21 protein-coding genes are annotated in these 19,398 nt (G+C 71.5%); 9 read left to right on the plus strand and 12 right to left on the minus strand.

Annotation, left to right across the window (positions count from 1 at the left end; translation table 11 throughout):
- Window positions 1-58 precede the first annotated feature (58 nt).
- Window positions 59-826, plus strand: coding sequence for a type I methionyl aminopeptidase (gene map / locus ABT324_RS10270; RefSeq protein WP_351174647.1), 768 nt, complete (start codon window positions 59-61; stop codon window positions 824-826).
- Window positions 827-1,028: 202 nt separating this feature from the next.
- On the plus strand, window positions 1,029-2,204 hold the full coding sequence (locus ABT324_RS10275) for a macrolide family glycosyltransferase (protein WP_351174649.1): 1,176 nt from the start codon (window positions 1,029-1,031) through the stop codon (window positions 2,202-2,204).
- A 53-nt stretch (window positions 2,205-2,257) separates the two neighbouring features.
- Here ABT324_RS10275 and ABT324_RS10280 read toward each other — a convergent pair whose 3' ends face one another.
- Window positions 2,258-2,953 carry a DUF2306 domain-containing protein gene (locus ABT324_RS10280; protein WP_351174651.1) on the minus strand — a complete coding sequence of 232 codons (696 nt, stop codon included), beginning with the start codon at window positions 2,951-2,953 and terminating at the stop codon, window positions 2,258-2,260.
- 184 nt (window positions 2,954-3,137) lie between these two features.
- Between ABT324_RS10280 and ABT324_RS10285 the strand changes: the two genes are divergently transcribed.
- Window positions 3,138-4,079: a TetR/AcrR family transcriptional regulator C-terminal domain-containing protein gene (locus ABT324_RS10285; RefSeq protein ID WP_351174653.1), complete on the plus strand. Its 942-nt coding sequence runs from the start codon at window positions 3,138-3,140 to the stop codon at window positions 4,077-4,079.
- A 177-nt stretch (window positions 4,080-4,256) separates the two neighbouring features.
- On the opposite strand, the gene ABT324_RS10290 is transcribed toward ABT324_RS10285, so the two are convergent.
- The 4 genes from ABT324_RS10290 to ABT324_RS10305 are packed head-to-tail and all read right to left on the minus strand — an operon-like array spanning window position 4,257 to window position 7,199.
- On the minus strand, window positions 4,257-4,832 hold the full coding sequence (locus tag ABT324_RS10290; protein WP_351174655.1) for a 1,2-dihydroxy-3-keto-5-methylthiopentene dioxygenase: 576 nt from the start codon (window positions 4,830-4,832) through the stop codon (window positions 4,257-4,259).
- Window positions 4,829-5,455: a methylthioribulose 1-phosphate dehydratase gene (gene mtnB / locus ABT324_RS10295; protein ID WP_351174657.1), complete on the minus strand. Its 627-nt coding sequence runs from the start codon at window positions 5,453-5,455 to the stop codon at window positions 4,829-4,831. Before mtnB ends, ABT324_RS10290 begins: the two co-directional genes overlap by 4 nt.
- Window positions 5,452-6,171: an acireductone synthase gene (gene mtnC, locus ABT324_RS10300; protein ID WP_351174659.1), complete on the minus strand. Its 720-nt coding sequence runs from the start codon at window positions 6,169-6,171 to the stop codon at window positions 5,452-5,454. Before mtnC ends, mtnB begins: the two co-directional genes overlap by 4 nt.
- Window positions 6,168-7,199 (minus strand): s-methyl-5-thioribose-1-phosphate isomerase, encoded by a 1,032-nt coding sequence (locus tag ABT324_RS10305; RefSeq protein WP_351174661.1) that lies wholly within the window; start codon window positions 7,197-7,199, stop codon window positions 6,168-6,170. The genes mtnC and ABT324_RS10305 overlap by 4 nt, the downstream gene beginning before the upstream one ends.
- 218 nt (window positions 7,200-7,417) lie before the next feature.
- Here ABT324_RS10305 and ABT324_RS10310 point away from each other — a divergent pair, with 218 nt between their 5' ends.
- Window positions 7,418-8,224 (plus strand): ABC transporter ATP-binding protein, encoded by an 807-nt coding sequence (locus ABT324_RS10310; protein WP_351174663.1) that lies wholly within the window; start codon window positions 7,418-7,420, stop codon window positions 8,222-8,224.
- A gap of 49 nt (window positions 8,225-8,273) precedes the next feature.
- Here ABT324_RS10310 and ABT324_RS10315 read toward each other — a convergent pair whose 3' ends face one another.
- On the minus strand, window positions 8,274-9,857 hold the full coding sequence (locus tag ABT324_RS10315; RefSeq protein WP_351174665.1) for a DHA2 family efflux MFS transporter permease subunit: 1,584 nt from the start codon (window positions 9,855-9,857) through the stop codon (window positions 8,274-8,276).
- Between the two features lie 145 nt (window positions 9,858-10,002).
- Window positions 10,003-10,698 carry a TetR/AcrR family transcriptional regulator gene (locus ABT324_RS10320; protein ID WP_351174667.1) on the minus strand — a complete coding sequence of 232 codons (696 nt, stop codon included), beginning with the start codon at window positions 10,696-10,698 and terminating at the stop codon, window positions 10,003-10,005.
- An 80-nt stretch (window positions 10,699-10,778) separates the two neighbouring features.
- Here ABT324_RS10320 and ABT324_RS10325 point away from each other — a divergent pair, with 80 nt between their 5' ends.
- Window positions 10,779-11,324 carry a GNAT family N-acetyltransferase gene (locus ABT324_RS10325; protein ID WP_351174669.1) on the plus strand — a complete coding sequence of 182 codons (546 nt, stop codon included), beginning with the start codon at window positions 10,779-10,781 and terminating at the stop codon, window positions 11,322-11,324.
- Window positions 11,325-11,449: 125 nt separating this feature from the next.
- Here ABT324_RS10325 and ABT324_RS10330 read toward each other — a convergent pair whose 3' ends face one another.
- The 3 genes from ABT324_RS10330 to ABT324_RS10340 all read right to left on the minus strand — a co-directional run bounded on the left by ABT324_RS10330 (window position 11,450) and on the right by ABT324_RS10340 (window position 13,597).
- Window positions 11,450-12,139 (minus strand): SDR family NAD(P)-dependent oxidoreductase, encoded by a 690-nt coding sequence (locus ABT324_RS10330; protein WP_351174671.1) that lies wholly within the window; start codon window positions 12,137-12,139, stop codon window positions 11,450-11,452.
- Window positions 12,140-12,450: 311 nt separating this feature from the next.
- Window positions 12,451-12,990, minus strand: coding sequence for a DUF1697 domain-containing protein (locus ABT324_RS10335; protein ID WP_351174673.1), 540 nt, complete (start codon window positions 12,988-12,990; stop codon window positions 12,451-12,453).
- 142 nt (window positions 12,991-13,132) lie between these two features.
- Window positions 13,133-13,597 carry a hypothetical protein gene (locus ABT324_RS10340; protein WP_351174675.1) on the minus strand — a complete coding sequence of 155 codons (465 nt, stop codon included), beginning with the start codon at window positions 13,595-13,597 and terminating at the stop codon, window positions 13,133-13,135.
- 358 nt (window positions 13,598-13,955) lie between these two features.
- Between ABT324_RS10340 and ABT324_RS10345 the strand changes: the two genes are divergently transcribed.
- Window positions 13,956-14,207 (plus strand): helix-turn-helix domain-containing protein, encoded by a 252-nt coding sequence (locus ABT324_RS10345; protein ID WP_351174677.1) that lies wholly within the window; start codon window positions 13,956-13,958, stop codon window positions 14,205-14,207.
- A gap of 19 nt (window positions 14,208-14,226) precedes the next feature.
- Here ABT324_RS10345 and mug read toward each other — a convergent pair whose 3' ends face one another.
- Together mug and ABT324_RS10355 are read right to left on the minus strand one after the other, a co-directional pair.
- A complete protein-coding gene (gene mug / locus ABT324_RS10350; RefSeq protein ID WP_351174679.1) occupies window positions 14,227-14,805 on the minus strand; it encodes a G/U mismatch-specific DNA glycosylase in 579 nt (192 codons plus the stop codon).
- Between the two features lie 355 nt (window positions 14,806-15,160).
- Window positions 15,161-16,321: a coiled-coil domain-containing protein gene (locus ABT324_RS10355; protein ID WP_351174681.1), complete on the minus strand. Its 1,161-nt coding sequence runs from the start codon at window positions 16,319-16,321 to the stop codon at window positions 15,161-15,163.
- Between the two features lie 874 nt (window positions 16,322-17,195).
- Between ABT324_RS10355 and ABT324_RS10360 the strand changes: the two genes are divergently transcribed.
- The 3 genes from ABT324_RS10360 to ABT324_RS10370 form a co-directional block, all read left to right on the plus strand.
- Window positions 17,196-17,792, plus strand: a complete 597-nt coding sequence (locus ABT324_RS10360; RefSeq protein WP_351174683.1) for an HAD family hydrolase — start codon at window positions 17,196-17,198, stop codon at window positions 17,790-17,792.
- 189 nt (window positions 17,793-17,981) lie between these two features.
- Window positions 17,982-18,377: a GNAT family N-acetyltransferase gene (locus ABT324_RS10365; RefSeq protein ID WP_351174685.1), complete on the plus strand. Its 396-nt coding sequence runs from the start codon at window positions 17,982-17,984 to the stop codon at window positions 18,375-18,377.
- Window positions 18,378-18,609: 232 nt separating this feature from the next.
- A partial coding sequence (locus ABT324_RS10370; protein WP_351174687.1) for a tyrosine-type recombinase/integrase occupies window positions 18,610-19,398 on the plus strand: 789 nt, incomplete at its 3' end.

A 19,398-nucleotide genomic window follows, 5' to 3' on the forward strand; every position in this document is an offset into this window, starting at 1 on the left:
CGTGATACTAATATCGGTATAGTTATTGGGCCAGTGTCAGTGTTGCTGGAGCCACCCCGTGATCGAGCTCAAGACCGCCACCGAGATCGACGCCCTGCGCCAAGCCGGTCGCGCCGCCGCCCGCACCCTGCGCGTCGTGCGCGAGCACGCCCAGGTCGGCACCACGCTGCGCGAGCTCGACGAACTCGCCCGCGCCACCCTCGCCGAGGCCGGTGCCCGGCCGGTGCTGCTGGGACACCACCCCCGCTGGGCGCCCACGCCGTTCCCCGGCGCGATCGCCACCTCGGTCAACGACGCCCTCGTCCACGGCATCCCGGACCGCACCCGCCTGTCCGACGGTGACCTGCTCGGCCTCGACTGCGCCGCCGCGGTCCACGGCTGGGTCGCCGCCGCCGCGACCACCTTCCCGGTCGGCACCGCCCAGCCCGCTGACACCGCCCTGGTGGAGGCAGCCGAGCAAGCCCTGGCCGATGGCATCGCCGCCGCCCAGCCCGGGGCACGCCTCGGCGACCTCTCCCGCGCCATCGGCGTGCTCGCGCGCAGCGCGGGATGCGGCCTGCCCAGTGGGCTGGGCGGGCACGGCATCGGCCGCGCCCTGCACGAGGCACCGCCGGTGCCCAACGACGGCCGCCCCGGCCAGGGCGTGCCGCTGCGCCCTGGTCTGGTGCTGACGGTCGAACCGGTGCTGCTGGCCGGGGGTGCCGACGCCACCCGCACCGACGACGACGGCTGGACGGTACGCACCGGCGACGGCAGCCGCGCCGCCCACGTCGGCCACACCGTGGCCATCACCACCGGGGGACCGCGCATTCTCACCGCACCCTGAAAACCATTCCACCCCAAACGTGGCAAAGAGGATTCTTGGAATCACGGCGAGGCCGTGAACGCCCGAAGGCGGCGACGCGTCAACCGACCGAAGGTCCTTTTCACCCCGCCGTGGGGATGATCAACAACACATGCGACGGCGCGTGCTCATCCGGATACTGGGAATTGTCGATCACGCCACCGAGGAATTGTCCCGAGGAAACATGAAGAAGCATTTCGCCTTCGTCAACGTGCCCGCCGCCGGACACGTCAACCCCACCCTGCCGCTGGTGGGTGAACTGCTGCGCCGCGGCCACCGGGTCAGCTACGCGGTGGGCCGCAAGATGGCCCCCGCCGTGCTGGACACCGGCGCCGACCTGGTCGAACTGCCCACCGAGGTGCCCAAGCTCGGCCGCGGCGACCAGATGAGCCCACAACACGTGAAAAGGATGGTGGACTTCGTCTGCGACGACCTGCGCGCCAGCTACCCGCTGCTGCGCGAGCACTTCCAGGACGACCCGCCGGATGCGGTCTGCGCCGACATGATGGCCCCGCACGGGCGCATGCTCGCCGAGGAACTGGGCCTGCCCGCGATCGTGCTGATGCCCAGCATGGCCTCCAACGAGCAATTCTCGCTGCGCGAGTCCGGGGCCGGTGGCAACCAGGAATCCGCCGCCGAGCTCTTCGTGGAGATGCACGCCCGGATCAGCGAAGTCGCCACCGCGCTCGGGGTGCGGCCGATGATGCCGTTCCAGCCCGATTCCGGGGACCTGAACCTGGTGTTCCTGCCGCGCGAGTTCCAGCCCGCGGGGGAGACCTTCGACGAGCGCTACCACTTCATCGGCCCGCTGCTGGGTGAGCGCGACCAGCAGCCCTGGCAGCCCCGCGACCCGCACGCCCCGCTGCTCTACATCGCCCTGGGCACCGCGTTCAACGACCGCCCCGCCTTCTACCGGCTGTGCCTGGCCGCCTTCGCCGACAGCCCCTGGCAGGTCGCGATGTCCACCGGGCCAGACGTGGACCTGGCCGACCTCGGGGCGGTCCCGGGCAACTTCGACGTGCGCGCGAGCTTCCCGCAGCCCGCGGTGCTGCGCCACGCCAGCGCCTTCGTCTCCCACACCGGCATGAACTCCACCATGGAATCGCTGCACGCCGGGGTGCCGCTGGTGGCGGTGCCGCAGATGACCGAACAGGCCATCAACGCCGGCCGCGTCGAGGAACTCGGCCTCGGCCGCCGCCTGGACCCGGCCGCCCTCACCGCCGAGCAGCTGCGCGCCGCCGTCGACGAGGTCGCCGCCGACACCGGCATCCGCGCCAACCTGGAGCGGATGCGTGAGGTCATCCGCTCCTGCGGCGGGGCGGTGGCCGGCGCCGACGCCCTGGAGAACCACCTGGCCTGAGCGCCCGTGGTGCCGCTGGCGACCACCAGGGCGTCAGCGGCACCACGGGTGTTTCACCTCGCCGCGGCGGGGGTGCGGCGCCGGTCCAGCCACCACTGGCACAGCAGCAGCGGCAGCACCCACCCCGTCCACGTCGTCAACCCGGCCACGGTGGCGGCGAAGAAGGCCTCGTCGCCACCGAAGGTCGTCGGCAGCTGCGGCGCCAGCACGCTCGCCCACACCGGGGTCCACAGCCGGTTGGTCACCGTCGAGATCGTCAGCACGAACGAGCGGACCATCCACCGGCGGTGATCGGCGAACCGGCGTTGCCGCGCCGCGCGCCACCCCGCCACCGTGCAGCCGAACCACAGCGCGCCCAGCAGCACGTTGCTGGCCACGGCCACCATCCCGAACGGCGCGAACACCGCCACGGCCACCGCCAGCACCGAGGCCGGGAGCACCCCGGCGAACACGTACGCCCGCCCGATCCGGCGGTGGGCCCGCGGGTACCGCGCGCGGAAGGCTGGCCACACCTGTAAGCAGCAGCTCAGGATCGCCACGGTCCCGAACAGCACGTGCCCGATCAGCAGCGGGTAGTGCACCGCGCCCCCGGCCGGGACCTGCACCCGCGACAACGCCGGGTCCAACGTCAGGTACGGCGGCAGCGAGTACGCCACGAACAGCACCGCCACCACCGCCAGCGGACCCACCCACGGCCGCCGCCACCACCGCACCAGCGACCGCCCCGCCGGTCGCACCACCGTGCTCACCACGAACCTCCTCGCGTACGCCGCACCAACTGCGTACACCGTATTGAGCACGCTGCGGAAATCGCAGGAACAGAAGGGAATCTGTGGTACCGAGTTCGTTCTGCACTAGTGCGTGCTGGTGTTCTCGGTGGTGCGCTACGCTTTCCGGCACGCCCGCACTAGTGCAACCATCCCGGGGGACGTGATGGCAGCCGAAGCACCACCGCCCTACCTGCGCATCGCCGCCGACATCCGCGCCCGCATCGACACCGGCCGCCTGCGCCCCGGCGACCGCGTCCCCTCCACCCGCCAGATCACCGAGGAGTGGGGCGTGGCCATGGCCACCGCCACCAAAGCCCTCGCCGCCCTGCGCCGCGAAGGGCTCGTCCACCCCGTCACCGGCGCCGGCACCGTCGTCACCAACCGCGCGCCCCGCCGCCGCACCACCCGCACCACCGACACCCACATCGACCAGCGGCGCATCGTGCACGCCGCCATCACCATCGCCGACGCCGAAGGACGCGCCGCGGTGTCGATGCGCCGCGTGGCCGCCGAACTCGGGGCCGGCACCATGTCGCTGTACCGGCACGTGCCCGACAAGGACGAGCTCCTGCGGCTGATGGCCGACGCCGCCCTCGCCGAAACCCCGCTGCCCGAACCCAGCCGCCGCAGCTGGCACCGGAGCCTGGAGAAGCTCGCCCGCCAGCACTGGGCCACCTACCAGCGCCACCCCTGGCTGGCCCCCATCGCCCTGACCTCGCTGGCCGAACCACCCCTGCTGCCCACCGGCATGGCCCACCTCGAATGGCAGCTGGCCGCACTCGACAGCCTCGCCCTGCCCCGGCGCACCGCCCTGCACATCGCCGTCACCCTCAACGGTTACGTCGGCGGCATGGCCATGAGCCGCGCCATGGAACGCGAGTACACCCGCGAAACCGGCCTGACCACCCGCCAGCGCCAGGACACCGACCGCGCCGAACTCCACACCCTGCTGGCCAGCGGCCGCTTCCCGCGGCTGGCCGCCACCGCCACCAGCGACATCACCCTCGAACTCGACCAGCTCTTCGAGTTCGGCCTGCAACGCCACCTCGACGGCCTCGCCCACCACCTCACCCGCGGCCCCGCCCGCACCAGGCTCGAGGGCTGAGCAACACCGCAACGGAGGACAGCAGCAAGTCGCGACCTGCTGCGGTGCGCATTCGACCCTGGTTTCGGCAACAGCTGACCTGCCCAACCCGGCAAGCGCCGTCCCCACCTGCGGCGCACAAGCACAAACGCCGGGCGCGGAACAGAATCCGCACCCGGCGCCTGCGCCCCACTCAGCTCAGCGCGAGGCCATCAGCTCGTCGAAGGACGGGAACCGCTCGGCGGTGTCGGTGTCGCAGAACTCGCCCACCCAGCCGTCCTCGTCGTGGAAGAACCGGATCGCCACGAAATCCGGGCGGGTGCCCATGTCGAACCAGTGCGTGGTGTTGGCCGGCACGCTCAGCAGATCACCGGCCTCGCACAGCACCGCGTACACCTTGTCCTCCAGGTGCAGGTAGAACACCCCCGCACCACGGGCGAAGAACCGGTCCTCGTCATCGTCGTGGGTGTGCTCGGACAGGAACTTCTCCCGCGCCGCCCTGGCCTGCTCGGCCCACTGCGGGTCGTCGTCGCGCGGCGCCATCACCGCCGCGTCGACCTTGATGTAGCCCTCGGCGTCGATGACCCGGTCGACCTCCGCGCGGTAGGCCTCCAGCACCTGCTCCGAACTCGCCTGCGCCGGCAGCTCCTTGAGCTCCCAGCGCTCGAAGCGCACCCCGAACCGCTTGAGGGCCTCGGCGATCCGCTCGGGCTCCTCGGTGCGCAGCTCCACCGTGGCGGGACCGGTGTCCGGCCACACGGTCAGCAACGTCATGCCACAACCTCCTGAAATCCGTTCGCGGCCAAGGTGAACTGGAACAACCAGTCCAAGCACTCCGTGCGGTGCCGGGCCTGCACCAGGTCCCGCCCCCACACGTACAGCCCGTGGCGGGCCACCACCACCGCCGGTGTCGCGGCGTCGAAGCTCGCCTCGAAGGCATCACCCAGCACCCGCATGTCCTGGCTGTTGGGCACCACCGGCACCGTCACCACATCGTCGTCGCGGCGCCCCAGGCCCTTGAGCATCTCCAGGTCCCGCAGCACCACACCACCCGGCCAGCGCTGCCCGGCCACCACCGCCGAGAGCATGTGCACGTGCACCACCGCACCCGCACCGGCCACCGTCGCGATCCGCGCGTGCAACCCGGCCTCGGCCGAGGGCCGCTGGTCCGGGCGCGGCTGATCGGGCACCGCGGCCCCCACCTCGTCGACCACCACCACGTCCGAAGCGCCCAGCTCACCCTTGTCCAGGCCGCTGGCGGTCACCGCCAACCGCAGCGGATCACGCCCGAGCGTCACCGACAGGTTGCCCGAGGTGCCGCGCATCCAGCCCAACCCGGCCATCCGCGCCGACTCCGCGGCCAACGCCGCCCCGGCCCGCTCCAGTTCGCCGCTCACGCGATCACCCCAAGCTCCACCTCGTCGAAACCCGACACCACCGGGTGCGCACCGAAATCGGCCTCGGCGAAGGGCTCCCCGGCCCGCGCCACCCCCACGGTCCGCCACCCCGCCGCTGCGGCCGCATCCAGCTCGGCGGGCACGTCGGAGAAGAACACGACCTGCCCCGCCTCGGCACCCAGCTGCTCGGCGATCGCCTCGTAGGAGGCCCGCTCCCGCTTCGGCCCGGCGTTGACCGTGTCGAAGTGACCAGCGAAGAACTCCCGCAGATCCCCGGAAGTGGTGTGCGAGAACGACGCGACCTGCGCGGCCACCGACCCCGAGGAGAACACCGCCAACCGCGCACCCCGACCGCGCCAGTCCCGCAGCGCCGGGACCACGTCGGAGAACAGCTCGGTGGTCAGCTCGCCCCGGGCAAAGCCCTGCGACCAGATCAGGCCCTGCAACGTCTTCAATGGCGTGGCCTTGCGGTCGGCGTCCATCCAGGAGTGCAGCACCGCCACCACCGCAGCGGTCCCGGCCTGGGCATCGAGCCCCGCCTCGGCCTTGACCTGCGCCACGGCCTCCGCCACCACCGGATCCTGGCCGTGCTCGTCGATCCACGGCCCCAACCGGGGCCGCGCGTAGTCGTAGAGCACCACGTGCACCTGGCTGGTGGCCGTCATCGTCCCCTCGATGTCCAGCACGACCCAGCGGGCCCCGACCTGCACGCTCACCGCGACTCCTCCCCGAAGTAGCCCGCCGCCAGCTCATCCGGCGCGAACGCCCCGCGATCGGTCACCACCGTGGTCACGAACCGCGGCTCGGTCACGTCGAACGCCGGGTACAGCCCGCGCACCAGGTCCGTGGCGCTGCGCCGCCCCAGCGTGCGCAGCACCTCCGCGCCGTCGCGGTACTCGATCGGCACATCCGCTCCGGTCGCCGAACGCGGGTCCGGGGCGTGGCACAACGCGTGGAACGGGACCCCGAAGGTCCGCGCGGCCACCGCGTGCTGCAACGTCCCCACCTTGTTGATCACGTGCCCGTCCATGGTGACCCGGTCGCTGGCGGTCACCAGCGCGTCGATCTCCCCGGCGCGCATCAGCGACGCCGGCATCGCATCGGTGACCAGGGTGGTCTCCACCCCCATCTCGGCCAGCGTGTGCGCGGTCAACCGCGCGCCCTGCAGGTACGGGCGGGTCTCGGTGCACACGAACGAGAACCGCTTGCCCGACTCCAGCAGCGCCTCCACCAGACCCACCAGGTACAGATCGCCCCAGCAGTGGGTGAGCACCCGCGCGTCCTGCGGCAGCAGCCGCGCCCCGGCCCGGCCCATCTCCTGGCTGCGGCGCCGGTAGTCGGCGTCCCCGGCCCGCGCCCCGGCCAGTGCCGCGGCGGCCACGTCCTCGGCCCCGGCCACCGCCGACAGGACCCACTGGACGGCCTTGCGCGGCTGGTCGTTGGTGGGGCGGGTGGAGATGAGCCGCTCACCCGCGGCCTGCAGGTGCTTGCGCGCCGCATCCGGGTCAGCGCCCGCGGTCTCCCGGGCCGCCAGCACCATGCCCCACAACACCGCGAAGTACGGGCCCGAGGACTGGGTCACCATGTCCTCGATCGCCACGGCGACCTCGTCGACGGTGCGGGCGTGCACCCAGTGGTGCTCGAAGGGAAACACCCTGCGGTCCAGGATGTGCACCCCGTCCTCGGCCAGTCGCACGCTGTCGGCCAGCGTCGGCGAGCCGGGGTGCGCGGAAGGTGGCGGCATGAAGTCCTCGATGACGAACGTGCGGGCACTGTTGTTGCGGCCAGCGTAGTCAGCGCGGCCCGCACCCCGGCAAACCAACCCACATCGCGAGAGCCGCCGCGACCCGCTGCGATAGGGTGGGATCACCGCCCTCATCCGGACGCGCTGCGCTGCCCACGGCGATCCCGCACCACCGCCTCGCGCGTCATCCCCGCAGCGCACCCCGGAAGGCACCCGCGTTGGTAGACGCCCACCCCGCCGACACCGGCCCCGTCCTGCAGGTCGACGACGTCGACGTCGTCCGCGACGGCAACCACCTGCTGAGCTCGGTCTCCCTGCAGGTCCACCGCGGCCAGCACTGGGCACTGCTGGGCGCCAACGGCGCGGGCAAGACCACGCTGCTCAACCTGCTCGGCGCGGTCCAGCACCCCACCCGCGGCAGCGTGCGGGTCCTGGGCCACCAGCTGGGCCGGGTCGACATGCGGCAACTGCGCTCCCACGTCGGCCACGTCAATCCCCGCCACCCGCTGACCAGCCCGCTGCGGGTGCGCGAGGTCGTGCTCACCGGCGCCACCAACACCACCGAGCTCGTCCCGCGCTGGCAGCCCACCCCGCGCCAGCAGGCCCACGCCGACCGGCTGCTCAGCCTGCTCGGCATGAGCGAGAAGAGCCAGGCCCGCTGGGGCACCCTCTCCCAGGGGCAGCGCGGCCGCACCCTCATCGCCCGCGCCCTGATGCCGGTGCCCCGATTGCTGCTGCTGGACGAACCCGCCACCGGGCTGGACCTGGCCGCCCGCGAACAACTGCTGACCAGCCTGGACACCCTGCGCGCCGAACACCCCGAGCTGGCCACCGTGCTGGTGACCCACCACCTGGAGGAACTACCGGCCAGCACCACCCACGCCATGCTGCTGCGCGAGGGCCACTGCCTGGCCGCCGGGCCAGCCGAGGAAGTCATTACCACCGACCACATCAGCAAGTGCTTCAACCACCCGGTGCGCATCACCCGCACCGACGGCCGCTGGCACGCCCGCGCCGACCACTGAGACCTCCACCGGCGGTGGCCGCGACCAGGCCGCGACCACCGCCACCAGGTCAACGCGCCTGCGGTGCGGGCCCGGTGCCCGGGCGCAACCCCACGCACAGCAGGGCAGCCGCCGCCACGAGAACCGCCCGCACCGCGTGGGCGAAGCCGGTGGCGAACGCATCAGCGGCCAGCTGCTCGTACCGGCCGGTCACCACCGGGTCCAGGCCACTGGGCGAGGCGGGAGGACTGTAGTGCCGTGCGGCGGCGGTGCTGTCGGCGACAAACCGGGCGCGCAGGTCCTCGAGCAGCCCACCGGCCCGCTCCGCGGCCTCGCTGCGCGCCGCCGCGGACAGGCGGACCGACAGCAGCGCACCCAGCGCCGCCGTCCCGACCACACCACCGACCTGTCGGATGGTGCTGGAGACCCCAGAAGCCGCCCCGGCAAGTCGAGGATCGACACCGTCCATGGTGGCCTGCTGCAACGGGGCGAAGGTGGCGCCACTGGCCAGACCGATGAGAACCAGACCGGGCACCAGGTCCCACGCGCTGCTCCTCGGCCCGGTCATGGCCACCAGCAGCCCGAGCACCAACCCGCCCAACCCCGCCATCAGCACGTACTTGCCGCCGAAGCGGTCCGAAAGCCGCCCGGCCCACGTGGAACTGGCCGCGGTCAGCACCGCGCTGGGCAGCACCACCAGCCCGGTCTGCAGCGCCGAGTACCCGCGGGCCAGCTGCAAATACAGCACCAGCACGAACATGATGCCGATCATGCCGAGCTGGAAGACGAACCCGACCCCGCCGCCCACCGCGAAGTTGCGCGCGCCGAACAGGGCCAACGGCATCAGCGGCTCAGCACCTCGCCGGTGCTGAACCGCGACGAACACCACCAGCAGCAGCACACCCGCAGTGATGACCGAGGTGGTGCTCACCGGCCCGGCGATGGTGCCCCAGTCGTAGCGCTGCCCCTCGATCAGCCCGAAGGTGATGGCGCCGAGCCCAGTGGTGGACAGTGCGACGCCGACCAGGTCGAGCCGGTGCCGACGGCCCGAGCGCATCGGCGGGACACACCGCAGCGCCAGCACGACGGTGGCCAGGCCGACTGGGACGTTGAGGACGAAGATCCAGCGCCAGCCGAGGTGGTCGAGCAGCACACCACCAGCGACCGGGCCGATGATCGGGGCCAAACCCACGATCGCACCGAACATCCCGAACGCGCGGCCCCGCAGAGCAGGTGGGAAGACCGTCAGGATCGCCGAGATCACCTGCGGGAACAGCAGCGCCCCACCCAACCCCTGCACCAGCCGGGCCACCAGCAGCTGGTCCGGTGAACCAGCCAGCGCGCACCACGCCGAAGCCGCGGTGAACACGCCGACACCGACCACGTACAGCCGCCGGTACCCGAAGGCATCTCCCAGGCGGCCGGTGGTGATCAGCAGCACCGAGAAGATCAGCAGGTAGCCGTCGACCACCCACAGCACGTGGTCGTAGGAGGCGCCGAGGTCGTGGATCAGCGCAGGAACGGCGACGTTGACGATCGATCCGTCGAGCAACGACATGAAGAAGCCGGTGCACATGATCGCCAGCACCAGCCACGGACGCCGCGTGACCGGGGGAGCGCAGGACTTGGTTTGATGGGCGCGTTTCGCCACCATCACAGAACACCCTTTTTCCGGGAGGTGATGCGTGACTCCCACCTTCCCCAGGCCATCGGGACCCGGGAGAAGCTGGTTGGCGAGGCGCGAAGCCCAACGGTGAGAAGCCGGGAAGCAGGCTGGCACAACCCCTTTCGCCCGCCGTTCACTCGAGTGCCAGGGTGTCGGCACCGGCCGCCGAAGATCCCAGGCGGGCCGTGATCCCGTCGAGCAGGTAGCCCAGGCCGCGCGCGAAGCTGCCGTCCCAGTCCGCGTCGAGCACGTCCAGGTGCTCAGCCAGGGTGGGGTAGTGCTCGGCATGGGCGCGCAGGTGCTCATCGGCGGCCCGCCGCGCCGCGGGCTCGTCCTGCGTGCGCCAGCCGACCTGATTGACCACGCACCCGGTGACGTAGTTCGACAGCGCGTAGGAGGAGGCCATCAGCTCCGGGCCGCGCAACCCCGCGGCCACCAGCAACGCCTGCAGCCGCTCGGTGCAGGCCAGCGCGTGCGGACCCAGCAGCGGCCGCCTGCCCAGCAGCAGCGCCGACCACGGGTGCCGCAGCAACACCGCCCGCCAGTCGCTGAGCAACCGCACCAGCCCCGCACGCCACCCGGGCGGGGCCGGACAGCGGTCGAGCTCACCGAACACCTCGTCCAGCGCCAGGTCCAGCACGTCGTCCTTGGTCCGCACGTGCCAGTACAGGGTCGTCACGCCGGAGCCCAGCCGTTCGGCCAACCGCCGCATCGTCAACCTCTCGGCCCCTTCGGCATCCAGCAGCGCCACCGCCTCGGACACGATCCGCGCCCGCGTCAGCGGAGCCTCCCGCGCCGGGCGCGGCGCCCGGAACCACACACTCTCCACCACTGCCACCTCACCGCCAGTACAGTGCACCACTACTAGAACAATGTTCCAGTAACCCGCACAACGTACCGGAGGCACTCGTGGTCCTGCAGCTGCCCGAACCCGCACCGACCGACGGTGTGATCACCGTCCGCCACCTCGCCGACCACGACGCCGAGGACTTCGCCACCGCCACCACCGACGCCGCCGTGCGCCGCTTCGCCCACCTGCCCAGCCCGCACTACACCCCGCACCTGGTGCGCGAGCAGATCCGCGGTGTCATCGCCGCGGGCCTACGCAGCGGCGAACTGGCGGTGCTGGCCATCGCCCACACCCCCGACGACCGCTTCCTCGGCTCGATCACTCTGTTCGACATCCAGCACGACACCGCCGAAGTCGGCTTCTGGCTGGCCCCGCACGCCCGCGGCCTGGGCGCCACCCAACGCGCCCTCAGCCTCGTCGCCACCTGGGCCGCCAGCCAGGGGATCACCACCCTGCGCGCGCGCACCGACCAGGACAACACCGCCTCCCAGCGCACCCTCGACCGCGCGGGATTCCACCTCGTCGACGGCCCCACCCCGCAAACCACCCCCAGCGGCCAGACCATCAACGGCCTGACCTACCACCGGCCCACCCGACCGGCATGACCCGCCGACCCACCGCGAGCAGAGCTCACTGGCGCCAAGACTGAACCCGCCACCGTCCACACGCGACCGAACACGCCAAACCGCGCGGGCGCGGCCCAGCCACGGCACCGGACCGCGCCCGCACCTCACAACGCGTGGCCCCCGGCGACCTGCAGCACCTGCCCGGTGATCCAGCGCGCCTGGTGGGAAGCCAGGAACACCACGGCATCGGCGACGTCCTCGGGCTCACCAACCCGCCCCATCGGCACGATCCCGGTCACCTCCTCCAGCACGTCCGCACCGATCCACCCCGTCTGGACCGGCCCCGGCGCCACCGCGTTGACCCGGATGCCCCGCGCCGCCAGGTCCAACGCGGTCGACCGGGGCACCGCCTCCAACGCCGCCTTGGACGTGCCGTAGCCGGTCTGCCCGGGAAACGCCCGCGCCGCATCCGTGGTGATGTTGACCACCGACAACGGGTCCCGCCCGCGGCGCAACCGCGCCACCTCGGCGATCAGCACCGCCGGCACCGCCGGAGCCACGGCGTTGACCCGGTAGTGCCGCTCCAGCGACTCCGCGGTCAACGACTCCACCGAATCCGGCGACTCGCAGTGCGCGGCGTTGTTGACCAGCACGTTGATCCCGCCAGCCCGGGCGGCCACCTCCTGCGCCAGCCGCTGCGCCGCGCCCGGCTCGGCCAGGTCCGCGCTGACGGCGAAGGACCCGTTGCCCAACTCCGCGGCCAACTCCTCCGCCGCGTCCCGGGGCGGCGTGAGGTGGGTCCACTCGACCCGATCAGGTGCCGGCCGGTCCCGCGCGAGGTAGTGCACCGCCACGCGCGCCCCTGAGCGGCGAACGCGCGGCTGATGGCCGCCCCCACGTTCCCGGCTCCTCCGGTGACCAGCACGGTCTGGTCGGCAAGACGGGGATCGATCATCGTTCATCTCCTCGGTGTGGATTCGCCCGGCCGGACCAGGCGCGCTGGCCGCGCGGCGAGCGGGACGCGCGGGAGAACACCGAACGCGGTTGCCTGACCAGCCAAGACAGTGGTTCGCCCGCCGGGCTGCACGCCTCGGACGCGGGGAAGGGCATGGATCAGGAACGCATGAGCGGCAAACTACCCGAACCGGCCAGCGATCTTCCGGAATCACGGGCCGGTCGTGCCCGCCAGCTCGGCCAGCGCCGTCACCGTTCGCCAGTTGCGGGCGGTCGCCTCCACACCCAGGCGCTGCTGGAGGTACGCCGCGGTCACTTTCGAACGCCCCGCGCCATCCGGGTAGTGCAGGTAGACCTCGCGGCCACGCACCACCGCCTGCTCCGGCGAGCCCTGCGGCACCACCAGCTGCGCAGTACTCGGTTCGCCCGCCAGGAACGCCACGTGCAGCTTCGCCGGGTCCTGCTCCCGCGCACCGAAGGGATGCCCGCCGGCCACCGCCGCCATCTCGGCGGCAGTGCGCACCACGACCGCGGTGTTCAACCCCAGCTCGGCGCTCAGCAGCTCGCGAAGTTCCCGCGCCACCACCCGCGGATCCTGCTGTGCCGTGGTGAACACGACGTTGCCGCTGCGCAGGTACGTCCGCACCGAACGGCCACCGGCTGCGCCGACCACCGCGCGCAGATCAGCCATGGCCAGGCTGCCCCGGGACCCGAGGTTGACCGCGCGCAACAACCCGACGCAGGTGAGCACACCTCATCCTCGCACGCCCCACGACACCCACGCGCTGCGCACACCAGGCCGCCAGGTGTCGCCGGGAAACGACAGTGGCCTTGGCACTGGCGCAGGATGCAGGTCTGCGCCAGTGCCAAGGCCACCGCTGTGGACGCCGGTGTCAGCGCCGCTTCTTCGGCGGGTCCTTGCGCAACAGGTCCGGCCCGATGATCCGCCGCACCACGCGCCGCACCAGGCTGCGCTTCTTCACCGGTGCCGCCGGGGCCTTGGCCACCGGCTTGTTCACCGGCGTGTCCACGGGTTCGGGCTCCGGTGGCGCGAGCGCCGGCTGCGGCCCGGTGAGCACCGGCGAGGCCGCCGGGGGCTCGGGGTTGAGCCGCTTGGCGAACTCGGGCTGCTCATCACGGATCGCGGGGATGTAGGGCTGGGTGACTTCCACCCGCTCCGGCGCATCCGCCATCGGGGGTGGGGAAGCCGGTCGAGCGGGAACGATCACCTCGTCCAACGGTAGCTGGCCGACGATCCGAGTCGTCGGCGGACCAGGATCCGGCCGCGGCGCCTGCTGCGCCGCCGACGGGACCACCGGCTGGAACCACGGTCGAGCAATGTCGTCTTGAATAGTCATCCGTATCGACTCTGCGGGAGCTAACGGCCAGTGTCACCGGAACGGGGTCCTCCCGAACCAGCCGATCAGACCCTACCGGTAACAGACAGATAAAGCACACCCCCGTGTTCCCTAGCTCTCTCCGACGATCACACCCCGTGCTGAATGCGCCATTCAGCGCAACCTGCCAAGCCATTCAGTGCAGCGAGAACCGCTGATCCCTCGCCCAACCAGCACGAATGACCACGGGCAGTGCACGGGATCCACCGCTGCGCCCGTGCCAGCCCGTGGCCGGGAGCCGGGGCGCGAAGATCCGCCGGTAGCGTGGTCGCCAGCCGCCCGCAGGTCAGCACGGGCAACGAGGAGCAGGAGGACGACCGTGGCAGACGGCGGGAAGCACCCGGCGCAGGTCGAGCAGGACACCGAGCACCCGCACGACACCGAGGACCTGGTGCGGCTGATCACCCTCCTGCGAACCGAGCAGGGCTGGACCCAGGCCCAGCTCGCCGCGGCCGCCGAGGTGCCCGCCAGCGAGGTCGCCCGCTTCGAAGCAGCCCAGATCGTGCCCGCCAAACCGATGGCCTTGCGCCTGCTCGAAGCACTCGGCCGCGTCGAACCCGGCCTGTTCTGACCCGCCCGGTCCGCGGTTGCTAGCAGGGCGTTCCGTGGTCGCAGCGATCCGGCAGCGCCGCCTGCCGCAACTGGCGGAACTCCGCGGCCAACGTCCCCGCCGTCCAATGGGCGTTGAGACCACTGGGATTGGGCAGCACCCACACCTGCGCGCCCTCGATCAGCCGGTCCTGGCGCCCCACGGTCGCCCGACGCTCCCCGAAGGCCACCCGGTAGGCGGTGATGCCCACCACCGCCACCCACTCCGGCTGGTACTGCCGCACCTTCGCGGCCAGGGCCGCGCCACCAGCCCGCAACTCCTCGTCGGACAGATCCGCCGCCCGCGCACTGGCCCGCGCCACGAAGTTCGTGATGCCCAGCCCCAGGCCCGGCAACTCGTCCTGCTCGTGCGGCTGCAGCAGCCGCGGGGTGAACCCCGAGGCGTGCAACGCGGGCCAGAACCGGTTGCCCGGACGCGCGAAGTGGTGCCCGGTCGCACCCGACCACAAACCGGGGTTGATCCCGCAGAACAGCACCCGCAGGCCAGGGGAGAGGACATCCGGGATGCTCGCCCCCTCGGCCGCGGCCAGCTCCTGCGCACTCGGACGGTTCCCCGACACACTCCACCTCCGGTCCCGGCACTGCACCCCCGGACCATAACCGCACACCCCCGAACACCCGACCGCAACCTCACCCCGAGACGCCGCGCAAGAGGAACCCGGCCACAACCAGGGCCGCTGACCGGCACTGACGGCGCGAAGTGCGTGCGGTGCAGGCGGGCCAGGCGTGGAGCTGGGTGAGGTGTCCGCGTGGTCGGCAATGACGTCGCTGGTCGGCACGGGCCCGGGTGCCGAGCCAACCAGCCACATCGGACGGTGCTGCGGCGATCGGTCCGGTATGCGCCTCAGCCGGGAATGGGTGCAGCGGCACCGGGCTGGTTCGGCGGGGGCGCTGGCCGGATCCCGTGGCTGCGGGTTAGCTGTCCTGCGGGTCCTGCGGTGTCGTTTCGAGCATGCCGTGGAGGAGCTTTCGCAGCGCGGCGTCGTCATCGGCAGTGCTCAGCGCGTGGGCGAGCCCGGTTCGCAGCTCCGCCGCCTGGTGGCGCGCGGCGGTTTCGGCCGCGGCGAGCCGGGCCGCGTCACTGCGCGCGGTCTCCAGTTGGCTGTGCAGCGGGGCCAGGCTGGTGGCGTAGTCGCGGGTGGCTTCGGCGAGCTGATCAGTGAGCTTCGCGATCCGCCGATCGGCCGAGTCCTGGGTGTCCTGGAGCCGCTGGGCGTGCTCCTCTGCTTGGGCACGCAGCCGCTGCTCGGCCTCCTCCAGCAGAGCGGTGCGCAAAGCATGACGTGCTTGTTCCTCCTCGCGGCGCAGCTGGTCCAGCCGTTCGAGCCCGACCGCCCGTTCGCTGGCCAGCGTGTTGTGCAACTCGGTGAGGCGCTCGTGGGCATCGGTCAGCTGGTCCAGAGCACGTTGCCGGTCGTGGTGGGCGGTTTCGGCCGCCTGCTGGGCCTCGTCGCGTTCGACGATCGCCTGATCACGGTCGGCCACCGCCTGGCGCGCCCGCTCCTCGGCCGCTGCTCGTTCGGCTCCGGCCTGCTCTGATTTTGCGCGCGCGTGCTCGGCCGCGGCCACCGCCTGCTCGCGCTCGGACTCGGCGGTGCGCGCGGCCTGCACCGCCCGGTCACGTTCGGCTTCGGCGGTCTCTCGTGCGGCGAGTGCGGCGGCCAGCTCACCGGTGGCGTGGGACTGCAGGGCTGCGACCTCCTGCTGGACCGGGTTGAGCACCGACTGCAGCGCGGCCAGGCGCTCGTCGAGGGCGTGCACGTCGAGCTGGGTCATGGGCTGGTCCGGCCCGTAGGTCTGCACCCAGATCTCGCGGTGCTCGTCGAGCATCGCGCACGTGATGGTCTTCGCGCCCCACTGGCCATAGCGCTCCGGATCAGCCGGACAGTACGGGGTCGGACGACCCCCGCGCGGCGGCAGGGGAGGCAGCGGCTCATCGCAGTAGGCGCAGCGCGCCTCCTCGCCAGAACTCAACGCGCGCAGGGTCGCCGCCCGCCGCTCCTCCCGGCTGCCCCGCCGCGCGGGCGGGGCCAGTTGCGGCGTCTCCTGCGTTGCCTCCACGAGCTGTTCCGTCACGCTCCCCGGCACCCCAATCCTAATCCGACCTGCACGTTCGAAGATCACCTAGTTTCAGTTCTGAAACTCTAACATGATCTTTCAGATACGAAACCAAAACCATGCGACACGGAAGACTGATCAGTGATCATATGAATAACTGGGATTATGCATAGGATCTCGAACCAGGGTCGGCACCGAGCCGGACGCGGGCCAGGCAGGCCCTCTTGTGGGCCTCGAAAAACTAGGGGCGGGAAACCCCCGCGAGGAGAAGCGGTTTGAAGATCCCAGGACACTGCGCTGTTTAGTCACGGTGACGAAAAGGTGGTGTGCGCCCGCCACGCGAGGAGGGGAAAAGCAGGAGGCAGACAGGCGAGGCTGGCTCAGTCCAGGCAGGATTTTCGCCTGCCGAGTCTGGGCACGGACGGCCAGCACGTGGCGGGCACGCGGTCCTGTCTTCAGCGCACTGGGAAGGAACCCGACAGCCGCGTGGCACTCGGCAGCGAGCTCACGTGCGAGTCCGGCGAGGCGGTTCCATGAACAGGTCGCTCGGCACACCGCCAAACCGCCCGCAAGATCTGTTTCGGCTGACGCGCCGCACCTGCTCATGAAGGATCCTGGCGTCGAAGCCCAAGACCGGGACCACCTGGGATGACGGGCGGATGCGCTCTGCCCAGCAGAGACGCGGTCTCCTGCTCACCGTTCACCGTGGCACTGCGGATCCCCGACCGCGTACCGCTGAGCGCGGCAGCCGACACCTTCACCCGCCACGGTGTCGAGACGCGGGGTTTTCTCGGTGCCTCGTTGCCCGACCAGTTCTGCTTCGACGGTGTGCCCCTGTTCGTGCACCAGCCCTACACCAGGACCCCTGACCACGCCGGCCGCACGCTGCTCGGTGCTCGTGGACGCAGGCGGCGTCCTGTTCAACAACATCAGCGAGGAGACAGACTTCCTCGCGTTGCTGGCGCAGCGCTACCACGCCCAGTTGCCCCGGCTCAGGCGCGCACTCGACCAGCACGACCACGACTACGAGACCGACGCAGCCCACGTCCACCAGGTGCTGATGACCTGCCTGGAACTGGCCGGAGGCGACTGCGAGGACTTCGACGGCGACCACACCGACGAGCTCTACCTCGCCCGCGTCGAGGCCTACCCCTCCTGCTTCGAACAGCTGCGGGCGCTGCGCGCACTGCACCCAGAGCTGGTGCTCGCGCTGGCCAACAACGAGGCAGCCCACTGGGATGAGGTCAAGAACGCCCGGTATGAGCACCTGGCGCTGTTCGACGTCATCGGCTCGTCCTGGCACCTGCGCGCGGTCAAGCCGACCGACGAGTACTTCCACCGGCTGCTGGCCGCCGTCGGGTGCGACGCCGACGAGGTCCTCCTCGCCGACGACAACCCCGACATCGTCCGCGCCGCGCGCCTGTTCGGGCTCAACGCCGTCCACATCCCGTCCCCGCCGTCACTGTTCGGTGTCTGGGACCGGCTCTGAGCGGCTCGTCCAGGACACCTGCGGGAGGAGAGCCATGCCCGTTCCGCGCGCTGACCGCCCCCGCCGTCGTTGGTGCGAGTGGCGATCGTCGGCGGCGGGAACTGCGCCGCGGTGGAGGAGTGCCTCCGCGGGCGGCAGTGGCCTGCGAGCCGCACCGGGCCGCTGCGATGATCATGCCAGGATGGGGCCATGTCCGACATCATCCTGGCTCGGCGTGCTCCGATCACCGATGAGCAGCTCAACGAGCTGTTCACCGCGGCCTGGCCGAGCCACTCCGGCGCCAACGTCGCCCAGGTCCACGCACGCAGCCTGACCTGGATCTCCGCATGGCACGAGGACGACCTGGTCGGCTACGTCAACGTGGCCACCGACGGCGGGGTGCACGCCTTCATCCTCGACACGACAGTGCATCCCCACCACCAGCGCCGCGGCATCGGTTCCATGCTCCTCACCGAGGCCACCGACGCTGCTCGAGACGGTGGAGCCCACTGGCTGCACGTCGACTACGAAGATCACCTCGACGGGTTCTACCGCGGCTGCGGATTCCGCCCCACCAAGGCGGGCTTGATCGCACTGCAGCCATAGCCGCCGGGAAGAACGCCGCGGGCTGCCCACACCCAGCGCGTGCCACCAACGACCAGCCCCGAGGGCGGCGGAACGACTCGGAGGGGGAAACCTCAGGACACCAGATTCTTTGGTCACGGTGACGAAATGGGTGGTGGGTGCACCGCGCGGTCAGGGGCAGGCGGGGATGGTTGATCATGGAGCAGCGATCGAGAGCACCTGTCCGCAGGAGCGGACGTAGGAGGAGGAGCCGGTGAGCAAGGCGGTGGCCGCGCTGGGGCAGGCCGACAAGACCAGCCAGGAGCGGTTCGCGGAGTTCCTGCGCATCTACGCGTCGGTGAACACCCGGCTGGCCTACGCCACCGACCTCGGCATCCCGCTGGACTGGGTGCCCGGCTACCAGCCGCCGGACCCGACCCGGCGACGGGGCCGCGCCCGCCGCGCGCAACCCTCGGGCCTGGAATGGATGCCGTGGTGCGTGCGCAACGGCTTCACCTCCTTCGCCGAAGTCCGGGTGGAACACGTCGAACGCTGGCTCACCGAACTGGCCGAGGCAGGCTACAGCGACGCCACGCGCGCCCGGATGCTCTCAGCGGTCTCGGCCTTCTACCGCAAGTACCTGGTCCGAGAAGGACTCGTGGAGCACAACCCGGTGGCCATGGTCGACCGCGCCGCCCAGCACCTCAACCGCGCCCACGGAACCCCCTCCCGCACGGTGCTGTGGTCCTTCGAGGCCTGCCGCGCGCTGCTGCTGGCCGCCTACCTGCTCGCCGACCGCCACCACCACGGCAGGCGCGACCGCGCGATGGTCGAGGTCCTCATCGGCACCGGGGTGCGCGCGAACGAGCTCGTGGGCGTCAACCTCGACGACTACCACCGCCCGGAACGCGGGGGACCAGCAGCTCTGCGGGTGCACGGCAAGGGCGCCAAGGACCGGCGCGTGGCGCTGGCCCCGCCGGTCGCCGACACCGTCGAGGACTACCTGTCCGAGCGGCAACCGGCCAGGGTGCCCGCCCGCGCCGGCCAGGTCGGCGCCCGCACC

The organism is Saccharopolyspora sp. NPDC000359, assembly GCF_040300525.1.
In the GTDB taxonomy this organism is placed as follows: domain Bacteria; phylum Actinomycetota; class Actinomycetes; order Mycobacteriales; family Pseudonocardiaceae; genus Saccharopolyspora.